The following is a 20,656-nucleotide window of genomic DNA, read 5'->3' as shown; positions in this document are numbered from 1 at the left end:
ATGGCTATTGAAGATATTAAAGTAATCCTCCTGTTACTTAGACGGCTCTGTAGGTACTGAGAATATTAAAAAATGCCTTATCGCTACTCACTTAGACTATTCCCAGCGGTATGCAATATCCACTCAGCCTGACGCTAGCGCCAATCAATCCCAATTACGTACGGATAGATGATGAGGGAAATATTATATCTGTATTCATTTTTATTACTCTATGCCCTTTAAAAGATAGAGCTAAGATTAAAATCAGTAAGCCAATTAAATAAACGTTATCAGCCTCAGTTCTTTATTATAGAATTTATTAATGCTAATAAAAAATAAACTGAGGGGGATTGATAAAAGATAAATTTATTACTCATTAGAAATAAAATTTATATATAATTAAATATAAATTACTTAAATTGCAGTAATGGATATTTATTAATAATTAATTTAAACCAAGGCGTAAATTGGTCAGGGGTATTTTTGATTTCTGTTTGTAAGTCTGAAGGTAATACCCAGCGAATGGCAGAAACTTCATCACGATTAGGGGTTACGGCGCCATCATAATAACCAATAAAGAGGTGGTCATATTCATGTTCAATTAAGCCGCCATTGACTTCTGCATGATAAACAAAGTGGCCAACTAATGAAATTTCGGTAGTAAAACCAAGCTCTTCCATTAATCGACGTTTAGCCGCCGCTAATGTATCTTCGTTAGGGCGAGGATGGCTACAGCAGCTATTTGCCCATTGACCCGCAGAGTGGTATTTATGAGTAGCACGCTGTTGAATAAGTAATTCTCCCTTGGTATTAAAAATAAAAACCGAGAATGCGCGGTGTAATCTTCCCTGTTGATGGGCTAATAGTTTAGGCATAGTGCCTATAGGGTTATCTTGTCTATCAACAAGAATGATCTTTTCTTCCATTTGATTTAATCTTCCGTATTAATTATTTCATTAGTTTATCATATTATAGTTCAATTCGTGTTACTTGTAGATTTGAGCTTTTTCATTGATAAACGCTATTTATAACGACCCTAATCACATATTAGCTATGTGACTAGGGGGATTTTTTAGACTCAATTGGTTTGCTTAGCAATTATGGGGAACGTAGGTACGTTGTTATGCACATTAAATAGCGACTATTTTTGTTGTAGCACCCATACAGCGGCCTCGACACGAGATTTTAGATTCAATTTTTTCAAGAGGTGCTTCACATGAACTTTGACTGTACTTTCTGCGATATCGAGTTTGCGAGCAATCATTTTATTTGATAGCCCTTGTGCAATAAGCTCTAAGATATTGGTTTCTCTAGGCGTTAAAGATAGAAGATTATTTTCGGTTTGTGGTCGATTGTCTCTCAGTGATTCTGCCAACACGGAAGTCAACGCTGGGCTAACCACCATTTTGCCACTGGCGGCTTCTTTAAGAGCGACAATCAGCTCTTCTGGCTCCATATCTTTCAATAGATAACCATCCGCTCCGCGTTTGAGGGCGCTAACAAGGTCTTCACCGTAATTAGAAACGGTGAAAAGAATGATCCTGCCAGATAATTCCCGTTTTCTAAGCTCATCTAGGGTTTCAAAACCATTCATACCTGGCATATTGAGATCAAGAAGGATAAGGTCTGGATCTTGTTCTTCAGCAATTTTTATACCTGTAGCGCCATCACCGGCTTCACCTATCACGAGTAATGATGGCTCAAGACTGATTAATTGTTTGACGCCATTTCTTAGCATCGGATGATCATCAATCAATAAAATCGTGGATTTTTCGCTCATTATATTTGTGTTTCCCATGAATTGCTTTGCTCCAAAATGATTAAGTAACAGGTAAAGAAAAGGTGACTTGCACTTTTGTTCCACCTTGCGCTCTCGGAATGATTTCACACTCACCATTAAGGCTAAGCGCTCGCTCTCTCATAATAATTAAACCATAGTGGTTTTGTTTGCTTGGTGTAGGTGCAATACCTTCGCCATTATCTTCGATTGTAATTGTGACAACACCGGAATCTTGTTGAAGAGTAACTTGTGCCCAATTGGCGTGAGCATGCTTCAGAATATTGCTCAGCGCTTCTCGGATTATCTGTATGATATGAATCGATTGATGGGGTGAAATGCTTTTCGCTGGAATATGGTAATTCAATAAAATCTTAAATCCCATCTTCTGACTAAATTCGTTAATTGTGCTTTCCAATGACGGAAGTAGTCCAGGCTCCATTAACTTTAATCGAAACGTGGTGAGTAACTCTCTAAGCTGACTATAGGCAGTGTTAATTTCACCTCGCATTTCACTGAGCAATTGTTGGTGTTTATCTGGCAAAGATTCTGGTTGCATTTGTAAATAGCTAATTTGCATTTTTAGACAAGACAGCGATTGGGCGATCGAATCGTGTAGCTCTCTTGCGATAGCAGAGCGTTCATCCATAATGAGTAATTGTTGCTGTTGCTCTATTTGATGTTCCATCGCTAGCATGCCTGAAATTTGTTTTACTAGCATAAGAACCAAGTTATTTTGTTCCTCAGAAATATCTTCATTATTCTCAATTTCCGCAGAAATGACACCATAACGGTGCATATTATCGGATAGCTCCCATAATAATGTTTTGGGATGATGAACAATATCTTTGGGAATAAATGACGGATCTTCGGATAGCGGATCATTTGAAGTACAACAAATTTCATGAAAGTATTTTTCATTGCTATCTTCGTAGAGCTTTAAACTCAAGTTTTTTAAACTTGTGATATTTTTGAGTTCACCAAGGACTTTTTGTAATCGTAAATCGAGCGGCTCAGTTGAATGTAGTATCTGATTTGATTGATAAAGATAAGAAAGTACACGGTTCTTGTTGCGAAGATCGGCCGTTTTTTCCGCTACTCTCGATTCGAGCTGATGATAACTTTGTGCTAACTCATCAGACATTTGATTCAAGGTTAGCCCTAAAGTATTTAACTCATCTTGTTTGTTATTATTAGGGTATCGTTGGCTAAAATCTTTTTGCCCAATCGCATGAGCCATAGAGAGGAGTTTCATCCATGGATAATAAATTTTACGTCTAAGGTGCCAAATCGTGACCATTAATAACAAAAAGACTAAGCCAATAAAGATCATTTGTGTCATGGCGACATATGCGATTTTTCGTTCTGTTTTTTCGTCAATATCATGAACGAGTTCATCCAACATATTGACAAAAGAGATCACTTCATACCGCGCATCGCTGGCAGAATTGGCCTCAGAGAGTGCAGGGCGTAAGGTTTTTAACCAAAATGTGTGTAATTCGGAGAATTTTTCAGTGAGATCTTCAGCTTTAACAACTTGAGTTAATTCTAGGCTGGATAAATCATTTTCTAGTATATCAAGGTACTCTTTGGTATGGTCATTTAAAGGAATTAAAGAAAGCAGCCGGTAGCTTTGCATTCGAAGTGAACCGGATTTATTAATCGCATGAGCGTTACCTTGCACACTGATTATCATACGATTTGAAATCGTCATTCCGATAATACCAAGGATGGCTATAAGCAACATCAATCCGATAACTTGATTAATAATTGAAAATCGACGGTGAAATACCGGCATATTCATTTCCTTCAAAATGACCTCGCAATCTACTTTTTCTTTTTTATGATGGTTATATTGTTCAGAGATTGCTTAAATTTAAATATACTACTTCAGGGTTAACCCTAAATTTCTTATCTATAGGATAGCGTAAATATCAGGATAAAAGTAATTTAAATAAATCTATTTTTATTTTGAATATTTATAGGGTTAGCTAAATATACCCCTTGTACCCCTCTAGTAGGTTGTTTATATAGTGTGCAAAACCTAACTTGAATATCTCTTGATTTAGATCAGTCTAGCTGTTCCTAAATGAACACAAACTGACCTCATAAATGCTATTTATTGGGGTGAGTTATGTCTCAACGAGAAAGTTTAAATACACGGACAAAACAATCTGGAGCGATTATTCAGGATTGGCGCCCTGAAGATACTCAGTTTTGGCAAACAACAGGGCAGCGCATTGCAAATCGCAATTTGTGGATCTCTGTACCATGTTTGTTACTCGCATTCTGTGTCTGGATGTTATTTAGTGCAGTTGCCGTTAATTTAAATAAAGTAGGATTTAATTTCACAACTGACCAACTATTTTTATTAACAGCGCTACCCTCAGTTTCAGGTGCACTTTTACGAGTACCGTATTCATTTGTTATTCCTATTTTTGGTGGCCGTCGTTGGACTGCAATTAGTACTGTTTTTCTTGTTATTCCCTGTATTTGGTTAGGGTTTGCTGTTCAAAATCCAACAACACCTTATAGTGTTTTTGTCATTATTTCGTTGCTATGTGGTTTCGCTGGGGCCAATTTTGCGTCCAGTATGGCAAATATCAGTTTCTTCTTCCCTAAATCACGTCAAGGAGGAGCGCTTGGGCTAAATGGTGGCCTTGGTAATTTAGGGGTGAGCGTAATGCAGTTAGTTGCGCCATTTATTGTTGGTGTTGGCGTATTCTCTTTTATGGGGGGAGCAGGCACACCACAGGCTGATGGCTCTGTGTTATGGCTAGAAAATGCTGCATGGATTTGGGTACCTTTCTTATTATTTTTCACCGTGATGGCTTGGTTTGGCATGAATGATTTGGCAGCTAACAGAGCATCGTTAACGGCACAACTTCCTGTACTCAAAAGAGCCCATCTTTGGATCTTAAGTTTTCTTTATCTTGCGACCTTTGGGTCTTTCATTGGCTTTTCTGCAGGGTTTGCGATGCTGTCTAAGACGCAATTTCCTGACGTCATCATCTTAAAGTTCGCCTTTTTTGGGCCATTACTCGGCGCACTTGCCCGCCCTGCCGGAGGCATGCTGTCTGATCGCTTTGGCGGCGTAAAAGTGACGATGATTAACTTTATTGTGATGGCTATTTTCTCTGGATTGCTGTTCTTCACACTACCAACTCAAGGTCAAGGCGGTTCCTTCATCGCGTTTTACGCGGTATTTATGGTGCTGTTTTTAACGGCGGGATTAGGTAGTGGCTCAACATTCCAAATGATCGCAGTTGTTTTTCGCAAGCTAACGATTGATCGCGCCTTGTCTTTTGGGGCTTCAGAACAAGATGCACAAAAGCAAGCGGTGACAGAGAGCGCGGCAGCATTAGGTTTTATTTCCGCTATTGGGGCAATCGGTGGGTTCTTTATTCCAAAAGCATTTGGAACCTCTTTAACACTGACAGGTTCACCCGCTGGTGCGATGAAAGTTTTCTTCGTGTTCTATGTCTCTTGTGTGTTTATCACATGGTTAGTTTATGGGCGTAAGCACAAATAATAACAACCAATAAATACGATTTAAGCAATGTATGACGCCTGTCGGCGTCTCTTTGGAGGCAATCCGAATGAGCAAATTTTTAGACCGATTTCGTTATTTCAAACAGCTTGGCGAGACTTTTTCAGGCGATCACGGACAAGAGTTGAACGTCAATCGTGATTGGGAAAATGGTTATCGTAGCCGTTGGCAGCACGATAAAATTGTGCGCTCGACACATGGCGTAAACTGTACAGGGTCATGTAGTTGGAAGATATATGTCAAAAATGGTTTGGTAACATGGGAAACGCAACAAACAGATTACCCACGTACACGCCCTGACCTACCTGATCATGAACCAAGAGGCTGCCCGCGTGGAGCGAGTTACTCATGGTATCTTTACAGCGCTAATCGGGTGAAATATCCAATGGTTCGTAAGCGCTTACTAAAATTATGGCGTGAAGCGAAAGCAGAACATCAAGATCCTGTAAAGGCTTGGTTTTCTATTATCAATGATCCACAAAAAGCACAAAGCTATAAGCAAGCTCGTGGGCGCGGCGGCTTTGTACGCTCAAGCTGGCAGGAAGTAAATGAGCTGATAGCCGCAGCTAATGTCACAACGATTAAAGAGTTTGGCCCTGACCGTATTATTGGTTTCTCTCCAATACCCGCAATGTCGATGGTTTCTTATGCTTCAGGAGCAAGATATTTATCGTTGATTGGTGGTGTTTGCCTCAGTTTCTACGATTGGTATTGTGATTTACCGCCATCTTCACCGATGACTTGGGGTGAACAAACGGATGTACCAGAATCGGCGGATTGGTATAACTCCTCCTATATCATTGCATGGGGTTCTAATGTGCCTCAAACGCGTACTCCGGATGCGCATTTCTTTGCTGAAGTACGTTACAAAGGTACGAAAACGGTCGCAGTCACACCTGATTATGCCGAAATAGCTAAATTGTGTGACCACTGGTTGAATCCAAAACAGGGTACAGACAGTGCAATGGCGATGGCGATGGGGCATGTGATCCTTAAAGAATTCCATATCGAACGCCAAGCTGAGTATTTTCGTGAGTATGTACGTACTTACTCTGATATGCCAATGTTGGTTATGTTGGATAAACGTGAAGACGGAACATATGCTGGCGGTAGAATGTTACGAGCCGCCGATTTGGTTGATTCTCTGGGCGAAGAGAAAAATGCTGAGTGGAAAACCATTGCTATTGATGAAGCAACAGGGGCGTTATGTGTTCCTCAAGGTTCAATGGGGTTCCGCTGGGATAATAGTCGCAAATGGAACCTCGAGCCTCGTAAAGCGGATGATGGGCAAGAGTTCAAAATGCAGCTTAGCCTCTTGGATGGATGCGATGAGGTTGTCGAGGTTGGTTTCCCTTACTTTGGCGGCTTAGAAAGCGAACATTTCCAAAATGTTGAGCTTAAAGACGTGCTGTTACATAAACTGCCCGTAAAACGTATTCAATTGGCGGATGGTAGCGACGCTTTGGTGACCACTGTTTATGATTTGATACTCGCGAACTATGGTATTGAACGTGGTTTAGGCGATGAGAATTGTGCCGCAGATTACGATGATATGAAGGCATACTCCCCTGCATGGGCGGAGAAAGTGACGGGGGTTAGCCGTCAAAATATCATCCGGATTGCACGGGAATTTGCGGATACGGCAGAAAAAACGCATGGACGCTCTATGGTGATTGTTGGTGCAGGTATCAACCACTGGTATCACATGGATATGACCTATCGCGCTATTATTAATATGTTAGTGTTCTGTGGCTGTATAGGACAAAGTGGTGGTGGTTGGTCACACTATGTCGGACAAGAAAAATTACGTCCACAAACGGGTTGGCTGCCTCTTGCTTTTGGCTTAGATTGGCAACGTCCACCGCGCCATATGAATAGCACCTCATTTTTCTACAATCATTCAAGCCAATGGCGCTATGAAACAGTCAAGACGGAAGAGCTATTATCCCCATTAGCCGATAAAAAAGCATTTAGCGGCTCTCTTATTGATATGAATGTGCGCGCAGAGCGCATGGGATGGTTACCTTCCGCACCACAATTAAACGTTAACCCTATTACGATTGCTAAACAAGCCGAAAGTGCAGGTATGTCGGCGGTAGATTACACGGTTAACCAATTGAAAGAAGGGAATATTCGCTTTGCTGCGGAGCAACCCGATAGCCCACAAAACTTTCCGCGTAACCTATTTATTTGGCGTTCGAACCTACTTGGCTCAGCCGGTAAAGGCCATGAATATTTATTGAAATACCTATTAGGTACTGAAAATGGTATTCAGGGGCTTGATTTAGGACAACAAGGAGAAGTGAAGCCTGAAGAGGTTGAATGGGCAGATAAAGCGGCAGAAGGAAAAGTCGACTTAGTCGTAACCCTCGACTTTAGAATGTCGAGTACCTGTTTGTTCTCGGACGTGGTTCTACCAACCGCAACGTGGTATGAAAAAGACGATATGAATACTTCGGATATGCATCCATTTATTCATCCATTGTCTGCGGCGGTTGATCCTGCTTGGGAATCGAAAAGCGATTGGGAAATTTATAAAGGGATTGCTAAAGCATTCTCAGAAGTCAGCGTAGGTCACCTCGGGAAAGAAACCGACGTTGTTACGCTGCCAATCCAGCACGACAGTGCCGCTGAAATGGGGCAACCTTTCGATGTGCGTGATTGGAAAAAAGGCCAATGTGAACTGATCCCAGGGAAAACGGCACCGCACATTATGACGGTTGAGCGTGATTATCCATCGACCTATGCACGTTATACCTCACTTGGTCCTTTGATGGATAAGCTCGGTAATGGCGGTAAAGGGATCAGTTGGAATACGCAAGATGAAATAGACTTCCTGAAAAAACTGAATAAAACCCAACCTAGTGGCGTTAACCAAGGACGGCCGAAGATTGAAACTGCTATTGATGCTGCGGAAGTTATCTTAACGTTAGCACCAGAAACCAACGGGCAGGTGGCAGTGAAAGCGTGGGATGCTTTAGGTAAAGTCACAGGCCGTGATCATACCCATTTAGCACGCTATAAAGAGGATGAAAAAATCCGTTTCCGCGACATTGTTGCGCAGCCACGTAAAATCATCTCTAGCCCCACATGGTCAGGCTTGGAAGATGAGCATGTGTCTTACAATGCCTGTTATACCAATGTTCATGAAATGATCCCTTGGCGTACCTTAAGTGGTCGTCAACAGTTATATCAGGATCATGAGTGGATGAGAGCTTTTGGTGAAAGCCTTGTGGTTTATCGTCCTCCTATTGATACCCGTGCGGCCCAACCGTTGATGGGGAAAAAGCCAAATGGTTTCCCTGAAAAGGCGCTTAACTTCTTAACGCCGCATCAAAAATGGGGGATCCACTCCACATATAGTGACAATTTACTGATGCTAACGCTGGGTCGAGGCGGACCGATTGTCTGGTTAAGTGAAGAAGATGCCCGCCAGTTAGGTATTGAAGACAACGATTGGGTAGAAGCCTTCAACAGCAACGGGGCGTTGACCGCGAAAGCCGTGGTGAGCCAGCGTATTCCTGATGGCATGATCATGATGTATCACGCGCAAGAACGCTTGATTAATTTGCCAGGCTCCGAAATTACGGCGCAGCGCGGCGGGATCCATAACTCAGTGACCCGCGTCTGCCCTAAACCGACCCACATGATTGGTGGTTATGGGCATTTAGCATATAGCTTCAACTACTATGGCACCGTGGGCTCTAACCGCGATGAATTTGTGGTGGTACGTAAAATGAAGCAGGTCGATTGGCTTGATGGTGAGCAAGATGGCTATCAGCAGGCGCTGAGCGGAAAGGAGAAAGCATAATGAAAATTCGTTCTCAAGTCGGCATGGTATTGAACCTCGACAAATGTATTGGTTGTCATACCTGTTCAGTGACCTGTAAGAATGTCTGGACCAGCCGTGAAGGCGTTGAATATGCTTGGTTTAATAACGTCGAAACGAAACCAGGTATCGGTTATCCCCATAATTGGGAAGATCAGGAAAAATGGAAGGGCGGCTGGATCCGTAATATCAAAGGTAAATTAGTGCCGCGTATGGGCAACCGAGTCGGGGTACTTTCAAAGATCTTCGCTAACCCAGATGTTCCTGCTCTAGATGATTACTATGAACCATTTGATTATGACTACAGTCATTTAAAAAATGCTAAAGAAGGGCAACATGTGCCAACGGCTCGCCCACGCTCATTAATTACTGGGCAGCGTATGAGCAATGTCAATATGGGGCCAAATTGGGAAGATGATCTTGGTGGCGAATTTAGCAAACGCGCACACGATAAGAACTTTGAGCATATTCAAAAAGAGATGTATGGGCAATTTGAAAATACATTCATGATGTATTTGCCGCGCTTATGTGAGCACTGTTTGAACCCAGCTTGTGTGGCGACTTGCCCGAGTGGTGCTATCTATAAACGTTCAGAAGATGGCATTGTCTTGATTGACCAAGATAAGTGTCGTGGTTGGCGAATGTGCTTAACAGGCTGTCCATACAAGAAAATTTACTTCAATTGGAAAAGTGGTAAATCAGAAAAATGTATTTTCTGCTATCCACGCATTGAGTCTGGTATGCCGACAGTGTGCTCTGAAACCTGTGTTGGGCGCATCCGTTATTTAGGCGTGCTGCTATACGATGCCGATAAGATTGAGCAAGCGGCGAGTGTAGAAAAAGAAACCGACCTATATCAAAGCCAACTTGATGTATTCCTTAACCCACATGATCCACATGTGATAGAAGAAGCACAAAAACAAGGGATCCCTCTGAGTGTGATCGACGCTGCTCAAAAGTCTCCTGTTTATAAAATGGCGATGGAGTGGAAGCTTGCATTGCCATTGCACCCAGAGTATCGAACTTTACCGATGGTGTGGTATGTGCCGCCTTTGTCACCCATCCAATCCGTTGCGGATGCAGGTATGTTGGCGAGCAATGGTGTCTTACCTGATGTTGAAAGTTTACGTATCCCAGTACAGTACCTAGCGAATTTATTAACCGCTGGAGATGTCGAGCCAGTATTGCTTGCACTAAAACGTATGTTAGCGATGCGTCACTATAAACGTGCTGAAACAGTAGAAAATCAATGTGACACCAGTGCACTAGAACAAGTTGGTCTAACAGAAGCTCAGGCACAAGAGATGTATCGTTATTTGGCAATAGCGAACTACGAAGACCGCTTTGTGATCCCATCAAGCCATCGTGAGTTAGCGCGAGAAGCTTTCCCAGAAGCGAAAGCGTGTGGCTTTAGCTTTGGTGATGGCTGTCATGGCAGCGATAGCAAGGTGAATTTGTTTAATAGTCGCCGTATCGATGCGATAGATGTGACACCAAAAACATCGCAGGAGAAAACATTATGATGTCGTTGAAAGTGATTTCGCGCTTACTTGACTACCCAAGTGAAGCGTTATGGCAGCATCGTGATGAGCTTATCGAGGCGCTAGAGCAAGCGAATGAGTTGCCATTTACCCAAGCCGTCCAACTGATGATGTTTGTGCGCGAATACCTTGATGAAGATCTGTTAGACATGCAAGCACAATATTGCGAGCTATTTGATAGAGGACGCGCAACTTCCTTGTTGCTATTTGAACATGTGCATGGGGAGTCTCGTGATAGAGGGCAAGCAATGGTTGATTTGATGGCGCAGTATCAACAGCAAGGATTGCAGATTGATTGCCGCGAATTACCGGACTATTTACCGATTTATTTGGAATATTTAACGGTATTAACCCCCGACCAAACCCGTGAAGGCTTAAGCGATATTGCGCCAATTTTGGCGCTATTGGGTGAAAGATTGAAACAACGCCAAAGCCGATTCGGTGTGTTATTTGACCTTCTTTTGACGCTATCGGCGACTGCTATCGAAACTAGCCAATTGAGTGGGCAAGTCGCAGCGGAAGCACGAGATGATACGCCAGAGGCATTGGATGCTGTTTGGGAAGAGGAGCAAGTGAAATTCTTTGCCGATGAAAAAAGTTGCGCGAGTGAAGTGACGGCTCATCAACATCGCTTTGCAAACGCGGTTGTGCCTCAATATTTGGATCTTGATGCGGGCTATAATGCGGGAGTTCAAAAATGAATTTTATCAATCAATTCTTCTTCGATATTTACCCCTACATTGCCGGTACTGTGTTTATTGTCGGTAGCTGGTTACGCTATGACTATGGGCAATATAGCTGGCGAGCTGGTTCAAGCCAAATGCTTGATAAAAAGAATATGCGCTTAGCATCCAATTTGTTCCATGTCGGGATCATTGGTGTCTTTTTGGGGCATTTTTTCGGTATGTTAACCCCGCATTGGGTGTATGAGTCTTTCTTGCCAATGCATATTAAGCAATTGATGGCGATGATTGGTGGGGGCGTATGTGGGCTAATGGTACTGATAGGTGGAGCGATGTTATTAAAGCGCCGCTTAACGAATCCGCGTGTCAGAGCTACTTCATCCTTTGGCGATATTATGATCTTAACCTTACTGGTAATACAGGTCTGTTTAGGTTTACTGACTATTCCATTCTCTGCTCAGCATATGGATGGTAGTGAAATGTTGAAATTGGTAGGGTGGGCACAATCGGTTGTCACCTTCCATTGGGGGGCGTCACAATACCTCGAAGGAGTTGGAATTGTCTTTAAGTTACACCTTGTTTTAGGAATGACGCTATTTTTGTTATTCCCATTCTGCCGTTTAGTGCATATCTGGAGTGCGCCAATAGAGTATATTACGCGCCGTTACCAGCTAGTGAGAAATCGTCACTAAAAATATGGCCTTGCAAATGAAGGCAAGGCCAGCTTGTGTTCTTGTGTAAACAACAAATATTGCTAATGTAGCAACCCCATATCATCGATATGGGGTTTTTTGTTTCTTTAGGCGCTTAAACGTGTTTTGACTTGTTTGGCTAAAGTGATAAGCAAGACGAGTATAATGCCCACGATTAACCCAAAAATAAGGTTTGCCAATGAAGGCGTAATGAATTGCATTACCTTACCAATTGCAGGTGTTAACGATAGCGCTAGGGCTAACTCTTCTATCCAATAATAGACTGTTGTTATACCATGAGTCAGAATACCGCCTCCGACCATAAACATGGCAGCTGTGCCGACAACGGATAAGGTTTTCATTAGGTAAGGCGTGGCGTAAATAAGCCATGTACCTAATTTGCTTAACCAAGCAGAAGCCTTTTTCTGTAAATAGAATCCGAGATCATCCAGTTTGACAATACCTGCCACTAGCCCATAAACCCCAATTGTCATAACAATCGCAATAATGGAAAGAACAATAACTTGGTTCATAAAGGTTGTTGCAGAAACGATACCGAGTGTGATCGCAATAATTTCAGCGGATAACACAAAATCCGTACGTACTGCTCCTTTGATTTTGCTTTTCTCAAATGCCGCCAGCTCTTCCGGCGACATGACGGCTTTTTGTTCCCTTTTTTCATGGTGTTCTTGGGCGGAATGGAGATATTTGTGCATTAATTTTTCTGCGCCCTCAAAACACAGGTAAGCCCCACCAATCATCAGTAAAGGCGTCACGGCCCAAGGTATGAAGGCACTGATCAATAAGGCGAGCGGAACCAATATCAGTTTATTGATAAAAGAGCCTTTTGCTACGGCCCATACCACAGGGATTTCTCGTTCAGCTCGAACCCCTGTGACTTGTTGGGCATTTAAGGCGAGATCGTCACCTAATACACCGGAGGTTTTTTTCGCGGCCATTTTTGTCATTACAGAAACGTCATCTAATACGGCTGCAATGTCATCAAGTAAAGCAAGTAAGCTACTTCCTGCCACAGAGTGATCCTTTTTTGTCTAATTTAAGGTGTGTTTAATGTTAATTAGGCTGATATTGCGATAATTAGTTCACCTTTTGGTAGGTAAATAAATCCGATTTAGAAGGAATCTATGTCTGTAAGCCAAGAGATGGAGGCTCCACTTTTTAATTGTGAATTTTTTGTGACAGTGGAACCAATATATATATTTTCTCTCTAATCATCTAAATTACCGTGTTTAGATGAGTTTTAAAAAGTATCGTTTGAACAAAATAATAGCAGAAAGTGACCAAGGAAGGTGGCTTTCGAATGAATGGTTTAATAAGGTTAATACATGTCTCCTGCACCTGTTTTGAGTATTGTCGTTGCCGTTTATAATGGTGAAAAGTTTCTTCCTCATTTTTTTGATAGCTTATTAGCGCAAAATCTGAGTAATTGGGAATTAATCGTCGTAAACGATGGTTCAAAAGATAACAGTGAGGCGGTGATCCGCCAGTATCAAGATAAATTCAGTCACTTTACATTATTAACGCAAGACAATCAGGGGGTTTCTGTCGCACGTAATACCGGCATGGCAGAAGCGCGAGGGAAATATATCACTTTCCCTGATATTGATGACGAAATTAGTCCTAAAATGTATGGTCGCTTGTTAGAAATTGCGTTGGCGGGAGATTTGGATGTAGCCACCTGTAACGGAACATATATTTACACTAATGGTGATGCACCAAAAGCGATTTTTCCACCCAATAAAGTACCATCAACAGGTGTGATTAGTGGCCCTGAATGGCTGGAAATTGGTTTAAGTTCACGTAAATTTTTACATGTGACTTGGTTGAATCTTTATCGTTTGGATTTAATTCGCCAGCATAACTTTTCCTTTGAACCTAAATTGCACCATCAAGATATTCCATGGACTACGGAATTACTGCTGGTGGCGAAGCGAGTTCAATTTATTAATGAGCAATATTACGATTATCTGATCCATAATCAGTCGGTTTCCCACTCCTTGCAAGGGGATGAACGGTCTATTCGTAAGATAAATACCTATTTGAAAATCATTGATATGCTGTTGGATATCTATAAGCGCTATCCGAAACAGGTTGAACAGGCGCCAGCGTGTTTATGGCAGGTCGGTAAAGAAGGGCTTGGGATTACTCAAGCCATACTTGCCATTAAATCACCGGAAACACAGCGAGATGTCGCCCGCATGTTTTTTGAGAAAGGTTATTGGGATGTGATCTGGTCTCATGCGACGACGATCAAGTTAAAATGGCGTTTGATCCGTCGTTACACTAAGTTGAAAGCTATCGCTAAATAATCGCTAAAGGGTAGCGAATGGAAACATTGGCTACCCTTGTTTTGAAAAGGCCTAATTAGGTAATCTTTTCAATGAATCAATAAACAATTCCCACAATCTAGCATTATCCAATCGAGTCGCAACTTGCGTATGGCAGTCGCTAGCTGGCGGATGCCGGAAATCAGTGACAGTCATCCCTGTGGTCAGTGCCCCTTGTAATTCAATATTTACCGGCGCTTTTTGGGTTGTGATTAATGTTGGATCAATAACATAAGCAACAGCGCAAGGGTCATGCACAGGGGCGTGCTCATTGGTTCCATTACGTTGGCGATATCCCGCAGTGTAGTAACTTAATGAGTCCACGACAAACTGGCTTATCGGTGTATTGAGTGCGGCGATATCGGCCATAATTTTGTCTGTCGGCCTTGCTTGGTGTGTTAAATCGAGGCCTACCATGGTGAGTGGCCAGCGTTCATTAAACACAATATGAGCAGCTTCTGGGTCGATAGCAATATTGAATTCGGCGACCGCAGAACGATTTCCGGTGTGGTAGCCTCCTCCCATTAAAACCACTTCTTTAACTAAATCGACGATCTCAGGCGCTTTTCTTACAGCAAGGGCAATATTAGTTAGCCCCGCAGTAGGAACGAGTGTGACCGTTTTAGGTGGATGGGATTTTAGGGTATCGATGATGAGATCAACGGCATGGCGCTTATCGAGTGGCTGTGTAGGGGAAGGAAGATGGGTGCCATCAAGGCCACTTATACCATGTACTTCTGCCGCATTTTGGATGTTACGTATTAGTGGGCGAGGACAGCCTGCTGCAATAGGGATTTGTTTTCCACCAGCGAATTCAGTGATGGCTTGAGCGTTGTGGGTGACTTTATCTAACGTTTGATTACCGACGACAGTAGTAATTGCTAGCAAATCGATATCAGGATGCCCTAATGCCAATAGAATTGCCATTGCATCATCATGGCCGGGGTCGCAGTCTAAAATGATTTTCTTTTGTGGCATTTTTCTCTCCTAAAGTTGGCAGGAAAATGGTTAAGCATGAATGTATTAAGGAATGAGCTTAACCATAGGATCCATTGCTAATTGAGTCTATCTAAGCGTGTTATTAAGGTTAAAAAATTGCGTGTACATTTCCTGTGATACATCTCGGATTTATATGGATGGTGATAAATAGTTGGTAACAAATTATTAATAATTTTGGACGAGAGTGTGATTTGATTAACATATTAATAACAATTGGATTGAGTTGCTTAGGATAATGTGGTTTTTATAAGCTTTTGGCAGCTGATTTTATCGCTGAAAGAAAATAGCTTATTAATAAGTTAATGACTTTGGAGGCAGAATGGAAAACTATCTGGATAAACTACCTGATGTGATTGATTCTGTTGCAACCAACCAATTTTATCCTAATTTATTATCATGGCTATCATCATTTATTGCATTTGATAATGCCATTGTTTATTCATTTGAAAAAGATGCCCCACCACGCTTTTTATCGAAAGTTGAAAAGCGCAACAGTGACAGTGTGAACCGCATTTATCAACGCGGGGCTTACCTTATGGATCCTTTCTACCAAGAGTTACAAAAAGGGGGAGGTTCACAGGTGCTGACATTGAGAGAACTAGCACCAAAAGGTTTTTATCACACGGATTACTATCTCAATTTTTACCGGAAAACAGGTTGGTGTGATGAAGCGGGGCTGCTACTGGAAATCACCGCAGATAGGCAGTTAGGGATCTTTTTTGGTAATGAAGATGAACCGTTTTTATCTGAAAAATCAACACAGGCACCTTTAAAAGAAGCATTTGAAATTATTCGTAGCATGGCAAAACTGCATAAAGAAATTTCTCCAAATGATGTTTCTAGCCACTATCGCTTAGCAGATATGCAGACTCGTTTCGGTTTAACGCCAAGAGAGTGTGAAATAGTGGAGCTGATCCTTGAAGGTAAAGGCTCTCCGCAGATTGCGCAGTCTCTCTTTATTAGTTTAGGCACAGTAAAAAACCATCGTAAGAATATCTATCAAAAGTTGGATATTAATTCTCAAGCAGAATTGTTTAACTTATTAATGAATCATCGAAACCACCCTTCTTATCGTCGCTGTTTGTGTTGAAATTTCTAACATCAAGCATGACTTTAAAATTGTGATTATTAATATAAAAATAATACGTAATATTATGATTTAATTTGTTTTTGTTCTATTTTTAAATTAGTTGTTTATATCGAAATATTCTACCTGTGTCACAAATGTTAAATCAATGTTTCAAATATCCCTAAAGGGCTATGTAAATGTTAAAGCAAGGTTAAGATAATCGAGGTTATCGAAAGATACTAAATAGGGTATCCATTATGAATAACCAAGTAGAATCATTAACTTATTACGCTGCTACTAAAAAGTATGACCTACGTTTTCCAACATTGAGAGAAGACTTAGATGTTGACGTTGTGATCATTGGTGGTGGCTTTTCCGGTATCCATACGGCACTTGAATTATGTGAAAAAGGCATCACCAATATCGCGATTTTAGAAGGGCGTTATTTGGGATATGGCGGTTCAGGGCGTAACGGTGGACAAGTCATGGCGGGAATCGGTCATGATATTGACGCCATTAAAAAATATGTTGGCAAGGAAGGTTTAGAAACTATTTTTAAGCTTAGCAACATGGGGGCGGGGATCATGCGCGACCGTATTGCTAAATATAATATTGATGCCGATTTTTGTCGTGGTTACGCCTACTTAGGGAGTAACAAACGCCAAGAAAAAACGTTACGCAGTTGGTTGAATGATTTTAAAGCCGTCGACCCAGATGAGGAAATTGAGTTTTACTCAGGCTCTGATCTTAAACAGATCATTGGTTCGGATGCATATACCTGTGGCATCAAACATATGGGCGGTGGTCATGTTCACTCCTTGAATTTACTCTTGGGTGAAGCAAAAGCTATTAGCGAAGTCTATGGCGCGAAAATTTTCGAAAACAGCCAAGTCGTCAATGTGGAATATGGTAATACCATCACAGTGCGTACGGCAATGGGATCTGTGCGAGCGCAAAAAATGCTATGGGCTTGTGACTCATTCCTTAATGGTCTTGAACCCACAATTTACCCAAAAACCATTAATACCTACGCTTATCAATTAATGACAGAAGAGTTACCTGAAGAACTCATTGAGCAAATTAGCCCTATTCGTGGTGCTTACAGTGATATTCGCCCTGTCATTGATTATTACCGAGTGACAAAAGAAAACAGGCTGCTGTTTGGTAGCTCAACGCATTTTCTTGAGTATATCCCGTCTGATCTAAAAGCTTGGAACCGTAATTTGATGCTAAAAGTTTTCCCCTATCTAAAAGATGTCAAAATCGAATTAGCATGGGGCGGACCGATGGCATGTAGTGCGAACCTATTCCCGCAAATAGGAACATTGCCACAACATAAAAATGTATTTTATGTACAAGGCTATTCCGGTTTTGGTGTGACGCCGAGCCAGATCGTGTGCAAAGTGCTTGCAGAAGGTATGGTCGAAGGGTCAAGCCGTTATGACTTAATGAGTTCTATTCCTCATGCCAACATCATTGGTAAGGACAAACTGCGTAATGTCATCGTATCACTGGCAAAAATTATGCACCAAACATCGGGTTACTGGCAGGGGCGCCGCTAACTCAACTATTTTGTACCATCGTGTTAATAAATAAAAAGGTGAAGTCATGATTAGTCCACTACTGTTAAACAAACCACTTCCTGATTTACTGAATATTGGTAGTGTAACCAATTTAGGATCAGAGGTTGTTGAAGGTGACCCACAAGCTAGCGTTGCGATGATCCATGGTGAGCCAACAGATAACCTAACGTGTGGTATTTTTGCCTGTACTAAAGGTAAGTTTAAAATGGTTTACCCATTTGATGAAATGGCGACAGTATACGAAGGCTCAGTCAAACTGACTGATGTCAAAACAGGTAAGACTGTTGAATATCATAAAGGTGACACTTGGTTTGCTGCTAAAGGCACTGAAGTCCTATGGGAGATCACCGCTGAGCGTTTTGTTAAGCATTATCTTGCTTGTGTAAACGCATAATTTATTTTTAAAAGTGGAGTGATAACGATGAATCAATTAGCCCTATTGCCGGAAGTTAGTGCGTTTTTGCAACGTCAACATGGACATTTTATCAACGGCCAGCCAGTTTCCGGTGAGGGGGATGCCTTCTTTGAAGTCGTTAACCCTGCCACAGAGCAAGTTATCGCGAAAGTGAAAGAAGGCACTAAGGCCGAAGTGGATGCTGCTATGCAGGCTGCTTACACCGCTTTTCGTGGTGCTTGGGCAAAAACAACGCCGATGGAGAGAGGTAACTGCCTCAATCGCTTAGCGGACTTGCTCGAAAAACATCTTGAAGAGCTGGCGCAGTTAGAAACCTTATGTTCAGGGAAAACCATCCAATTATCGCGTTTTCTTGAAGTTGGCTCTGCTGCTCAGTTCTTACGTTATTTTGCAGGTTGGGCGACAAAAATTAGCGGTGAAACACTGAATGTCTCTCTACCATCATTTAAAGGTGAACAGTATTCAGCCTTTACCCAGCGTGAACCAGTAGGGGTTGTTGCCGGCATTATTCCGTGGAACTTCTCAATTATGATTTCCATTTGGAAGTTGGCAGCGGCGCTGACTTGTGGCTGTACTATTGTTTTAAAACCGAGCGAATTTACACCGTTAACTATGCTGAGAGTGGTTGAATTAGCCAAAGAAGCTGGGATCCCTGATGGTGTTATTAATATTGTTAACGGCGGTGGTCGTGAAGTTGGCCCAGCGTTAATTAGTCACCCATTATGTTCGAAAGTGACCTTTACGGGGTCAGTACCCACAGGACTTGCCGTAGGCCGAGCTGCAATGGAAGGGAAACTCACCCGTGTAACCCTCGAATTAGGCGGTAAGAATGGGGCGGCTTTCTTGGCTGACCTGCCTGTTGAAAAAATTGTTGATGGCATTATTGAAGCGGGTTACCTCAATCAAGGCCAGATTTGTGCGGCAGCGGAGCGTTTCTATATCCCATCTTCTTTGATGGATGAAGTATTAGCTCAGCTTAAACAGCGTTTATCTACCTTGAAAATTGGTTCTCCGTTGGATGAAACAACCGAAATGGGGCCATTGGCGAATAAAGCCCATTATGAAAAGATTTTAGGGTTATTTGAGAAAGCGCGTAAAGAAGGCAATGAAATTGTCTACGGTGGTCAGCCGATAGCTGGTGCGGGTTATTTCGTACCGCCAACCATTATCCGTGCGAACAGCCCAGATGATGCGTTAATGAAAGAAGAAACATTCGGTCCAGTGGGTACTTTCTTAAGTTACGATGATGAAGAAGAGTTGATCGAACAGATGAACAGTACGCCATTTGGTTTGGCCGCGAGCCTTTGGACTAACGATCTGAGTAAGGCGATGCGTATGATTTCACGTATCGAGGCAGGAACCGTTTGGGTCAATATGCACACATTCCTTGACCCTGCCGTACCTTTTGGTGGGATTAAATCCTCGGGTATCGGTCGTGAATTCGGCAGTGCGTTTATTGAACATTACACAGAACTGAAGTCGGTCATGGTTCGTTATTAATTGTTAATGTTGTTGTATTCAGCATGCCTCCAATGCAGTGTTGCCAGTAGTTGTATTTGGACGTGTTGTATCGAGTATTTTTTGAGTCAATTTTATAGTGGTTGCCCAGCTAACGCTGGGTTTTTTTTATCTCCAAAAAGTCAGGCGCAGCTTTTCTAACATTAGCCTTAAAGGGACGTTGAGACTCGGCTGGAGAAAATTATCAGTGGAGGTCACTCATGAAAACCCGTGCTCCCTGAGCTTTTGTTATCTTTTTCCTCTTGGTAACGTCGGTATCACAATCTTCGAAGAGAGTGCCTTAACAACGTACATAACCCAGTGTTAGGTAGGGCACAGAATGCCCTTTAGATAGGTTAGAACGTTTTCTGATATTGATTGTGAGACGATGCAGGATACCGCTTATCCATTAATTATTTTTAGTCTAAAGATAGATATCAAATCGCCGTAAACTCATTTTAGTTTCAGTGTCACGTTCAAAAGCCACCTAGCAAGAGCGAGTTATCAATGTACAGGTAACCGATTTGAAGGTTATTTGTAACGGCATTCACTATTAACTCTCAAACGACAAATTCTCGATATGGTTTTGTGTTGGTTTTTGGGAAACATATTAAAAATTAACACGAAAAGAGAGTTTACTTGAATTTACAAAAATCGATGAGTGAGATACAAGATAATTTAGTAGATAATGCTT

Annotated in this window: 15 protein-coding genes; 10 read left to right on the top strand and 5 right to left on the bottom strand. The window is 41.9% G+C overall.

The window, feature by feature from the left end; all coding sequences use genetic code 11:
* Positions 1 to 389 precede the first annotated feature (389 nt).
* The 3 genes from idi to narX form a co-directional block, all read right to left on the bottom strand.
* A complete protein-coding gene (gene idi / locus PR699_RS09810) occupies positions 390 to 905 on the bottom strand; it encodes an isopentenyl-diphosphate Delta-isomerase (protein WP_014656854.1) in 516 nt (171 codons plus the stop codon).
* 215 nt (positions 906 to 1,120) lie between these two features.
* Positions 1,121 to 1,759, bottom strand: coding sequence for a two-component system response regulator NarL (narL, locus tag PR699_RS09805; protein WP_014656853.1), 639 nt, complete (start codon positions 1,757 to 1,759; stop codon positions 1,121 to 1,123).
* A 40-nt stretch (positions 1,760 to 1,799) separates the two neighbouring features.
* Complete coding sequence (narX, locus tag PR699_RS09800; protein ID WP_014656852.1) at positions 1,800 to 3,554, bottom strand: nitrate/nitrite two-component system sensor histidine kinase NarX; 1,755 nt, start codon at positions 3,552 to 3,554, stop codon at positions 1,800 to 1,802.
* A 336-nt stretch (positions 3,555 to 3,890) separates the two neighbouring features.
* On the opposite strand from narX, the gene PR699_RS09795 reads away from it, so the two are divergent.
* The 5 genes from PR699_RS09795 (at position 3,891) to narI (ending at position 12,051) form a co-directional block, all read left to right on the top strand.
* On the top strand, positions 3,891 to 5,288 hold the full coding sequence (locus PR699_RS09795) for a NarK family nitrate/nitrite MFS transporter (protein ID WP_014656851.1): 1,398 nt from the start codon (positions 3,891 to 3,893) through the stop codon (positions 5,286 to 5,288).
* Between the two features lie 67 nt (positions 5,289 to 5,355).
* Entirely contained in the window at positions 5,356 to 9,117 is a 3,762-nt protein-coding gene (locus PR699_RS09790) for a nitrate reductase subunit alpha (protein ID WP_014656850.1), read from the top strand.
* Positions 9,117 to 10,658 (top strand): nitrate reductase subunit beta, encoded by a 1,542-nt coding sequence (narH, locus tag PR699_RS09785; RefSeq protein ID WP_004926510.1) that lies wholly within the window; start codon positions 9,117 to 9,119, stop codon positions 10,656 to 10,658. The genes PR699_RS09790 and narH overlap by 1 nt, the downstream gene beginning before the upstream one ends.
* Positions 10,655 to 11,377, top strand: coding sequence for a nitrate reductase molybdenum cofactor assembly chaperone (narJ, locus tag PR699_RS09780; protein WP_014656849.1), 723 nt, complete (start codon positions 10,655 to 10,657; stop codon positions 11,375 to 11,377). Before narH ends, narJ begins: the two co-directional genes overlap by 4 nt.
* A complete protein-coding gene (narI, locus tag PR699_RS09775; RefSeq protein ID WP_004926515.1) occupies positions 11,374 to 12,051 on the top strand; it encodes a respiratory nitrate reductase subunit gamma in 678 nt (225 codons plus the stop codon). The genes narJ and narI overlap by 4 nt, the downstream gene beginning before the upstream one ends.
* Before the next feature lie 107 nt (positions 12,052 to 12,158).
* Here narI and PR699_RS09770 read toward each other — a convergent pair whose 3' ends face one another.
* Positions 12,159 to 13,085: a DUF808 domain-containing protein gene (locus PR699_RS09770; protein WP_004926518.1), complete on the bottom strand. Its 927-nt coding sequence runs from the start codon at positions 13,083 to 13,085 to the stop codon at positions 12,159 to 12,161.
* Positions 13,086 to 13,397: 312 nt separating this feature from the next.
* Here PR699_RS09770 and PR699_RS09765 point away from each other — a divergent pair, with 312 nt between their 5' ends.
* Complete coding sequence (locus PR699_RS09765; RefSeq protein WP_004926519.1) at positions 13,398 to 14,381, top strand: glycosyltransferase; 984 nt, start codon at positions 13,398 to 13,400, stop codon at positions 14,379 to 14,381.
* 51 nt (positions 14,382 to 14,432) lie between these two features.
* On the opposite strand, the gene PR699_RS09760 is transcribed toward PR699_RS09765, so the two are convergent.
* A complete protein-coding gene (locus PR699_RS09760) occupies positions 14,433 to 15,377 on the bottom strand; it encodes a nucleoside hydrolase (RefSeq protein WP_014656848.1) in 945 nt (314 codons plus the stop codon).
* Positions 15,378 to 15,717: 340 nt separating this feature from the next.
* On the opposite strand from PR699_RS09760, the gene PR699_RS09755 reads away from it, so the two are divergent.
* The 4 genes from PR699_RS09755 (at position 15,718) to PR699_RS09740 (ending at position 19,965) form a co-directional block, all read left to right on the top strand.
* Positions 15,718 to 16,488, top strand: a complete 771-nt coding sequence (locus PR699_RS09755; RefSeq protein WP_014656847.1) for a helix-turn-helix transcriptional regulator — start codon at positions 15,718 to 15,720, stop codon at positions 16,486 to 16,488.
* Positions 16,489 to 16,724: 236 nt separating this feature from the next.
* Positions 16,725 to 18,029 (top strand): FAD-binding oxidoreductase, encoded by a 1,305-nt coding sequence (locus PR699_RS09750; RefSeq protein ID WP_004926527.1) that lies wholly within the window; start codon positions 16,725 to 16,727, stop codon positions 18,027 to 18,029.
* Between the two features lie 46 nt (positions 18,030 to 18,075).
* A complete protein-coding gene (locus tag PR699_RS09745) occupies positions 18,076 to 18,444 on the top strand; it encodes a cupin domain-containing protein (RefSeq protein ID WP_004926531.1) in 369 nt (122 codons plus the stop codon).
* 27 nt (positions 18,445 to 18,471) lie between these two features.
* Complete coding sequence (locus tag PR699_RS09740) at positions 18,472 to 19,965, top strand: aldehyde dehydrogenase family protein (RefSeq protein WP_004926533.1); 1,494 nt, start codon at positions 18,472 to 18,474, stop codon at positions 19,963 to 19,965.
* Positions 19,966 to 20,656: the final 691 nt, after the last annotated feature.

This window comes from Providencia sp. PROV268 (genome assembly GCF_028477805.1).
GTDB classification, from domain to species: Bacteria; Pseudomonadota; Gammaproteobacteria; order Enterobacterales; family Enterobacteriaceae; genus Providencia; species Providencia stuartii.
This window is presented reverse-complemented; position numbering and strand designations above follow the sequence as displayed.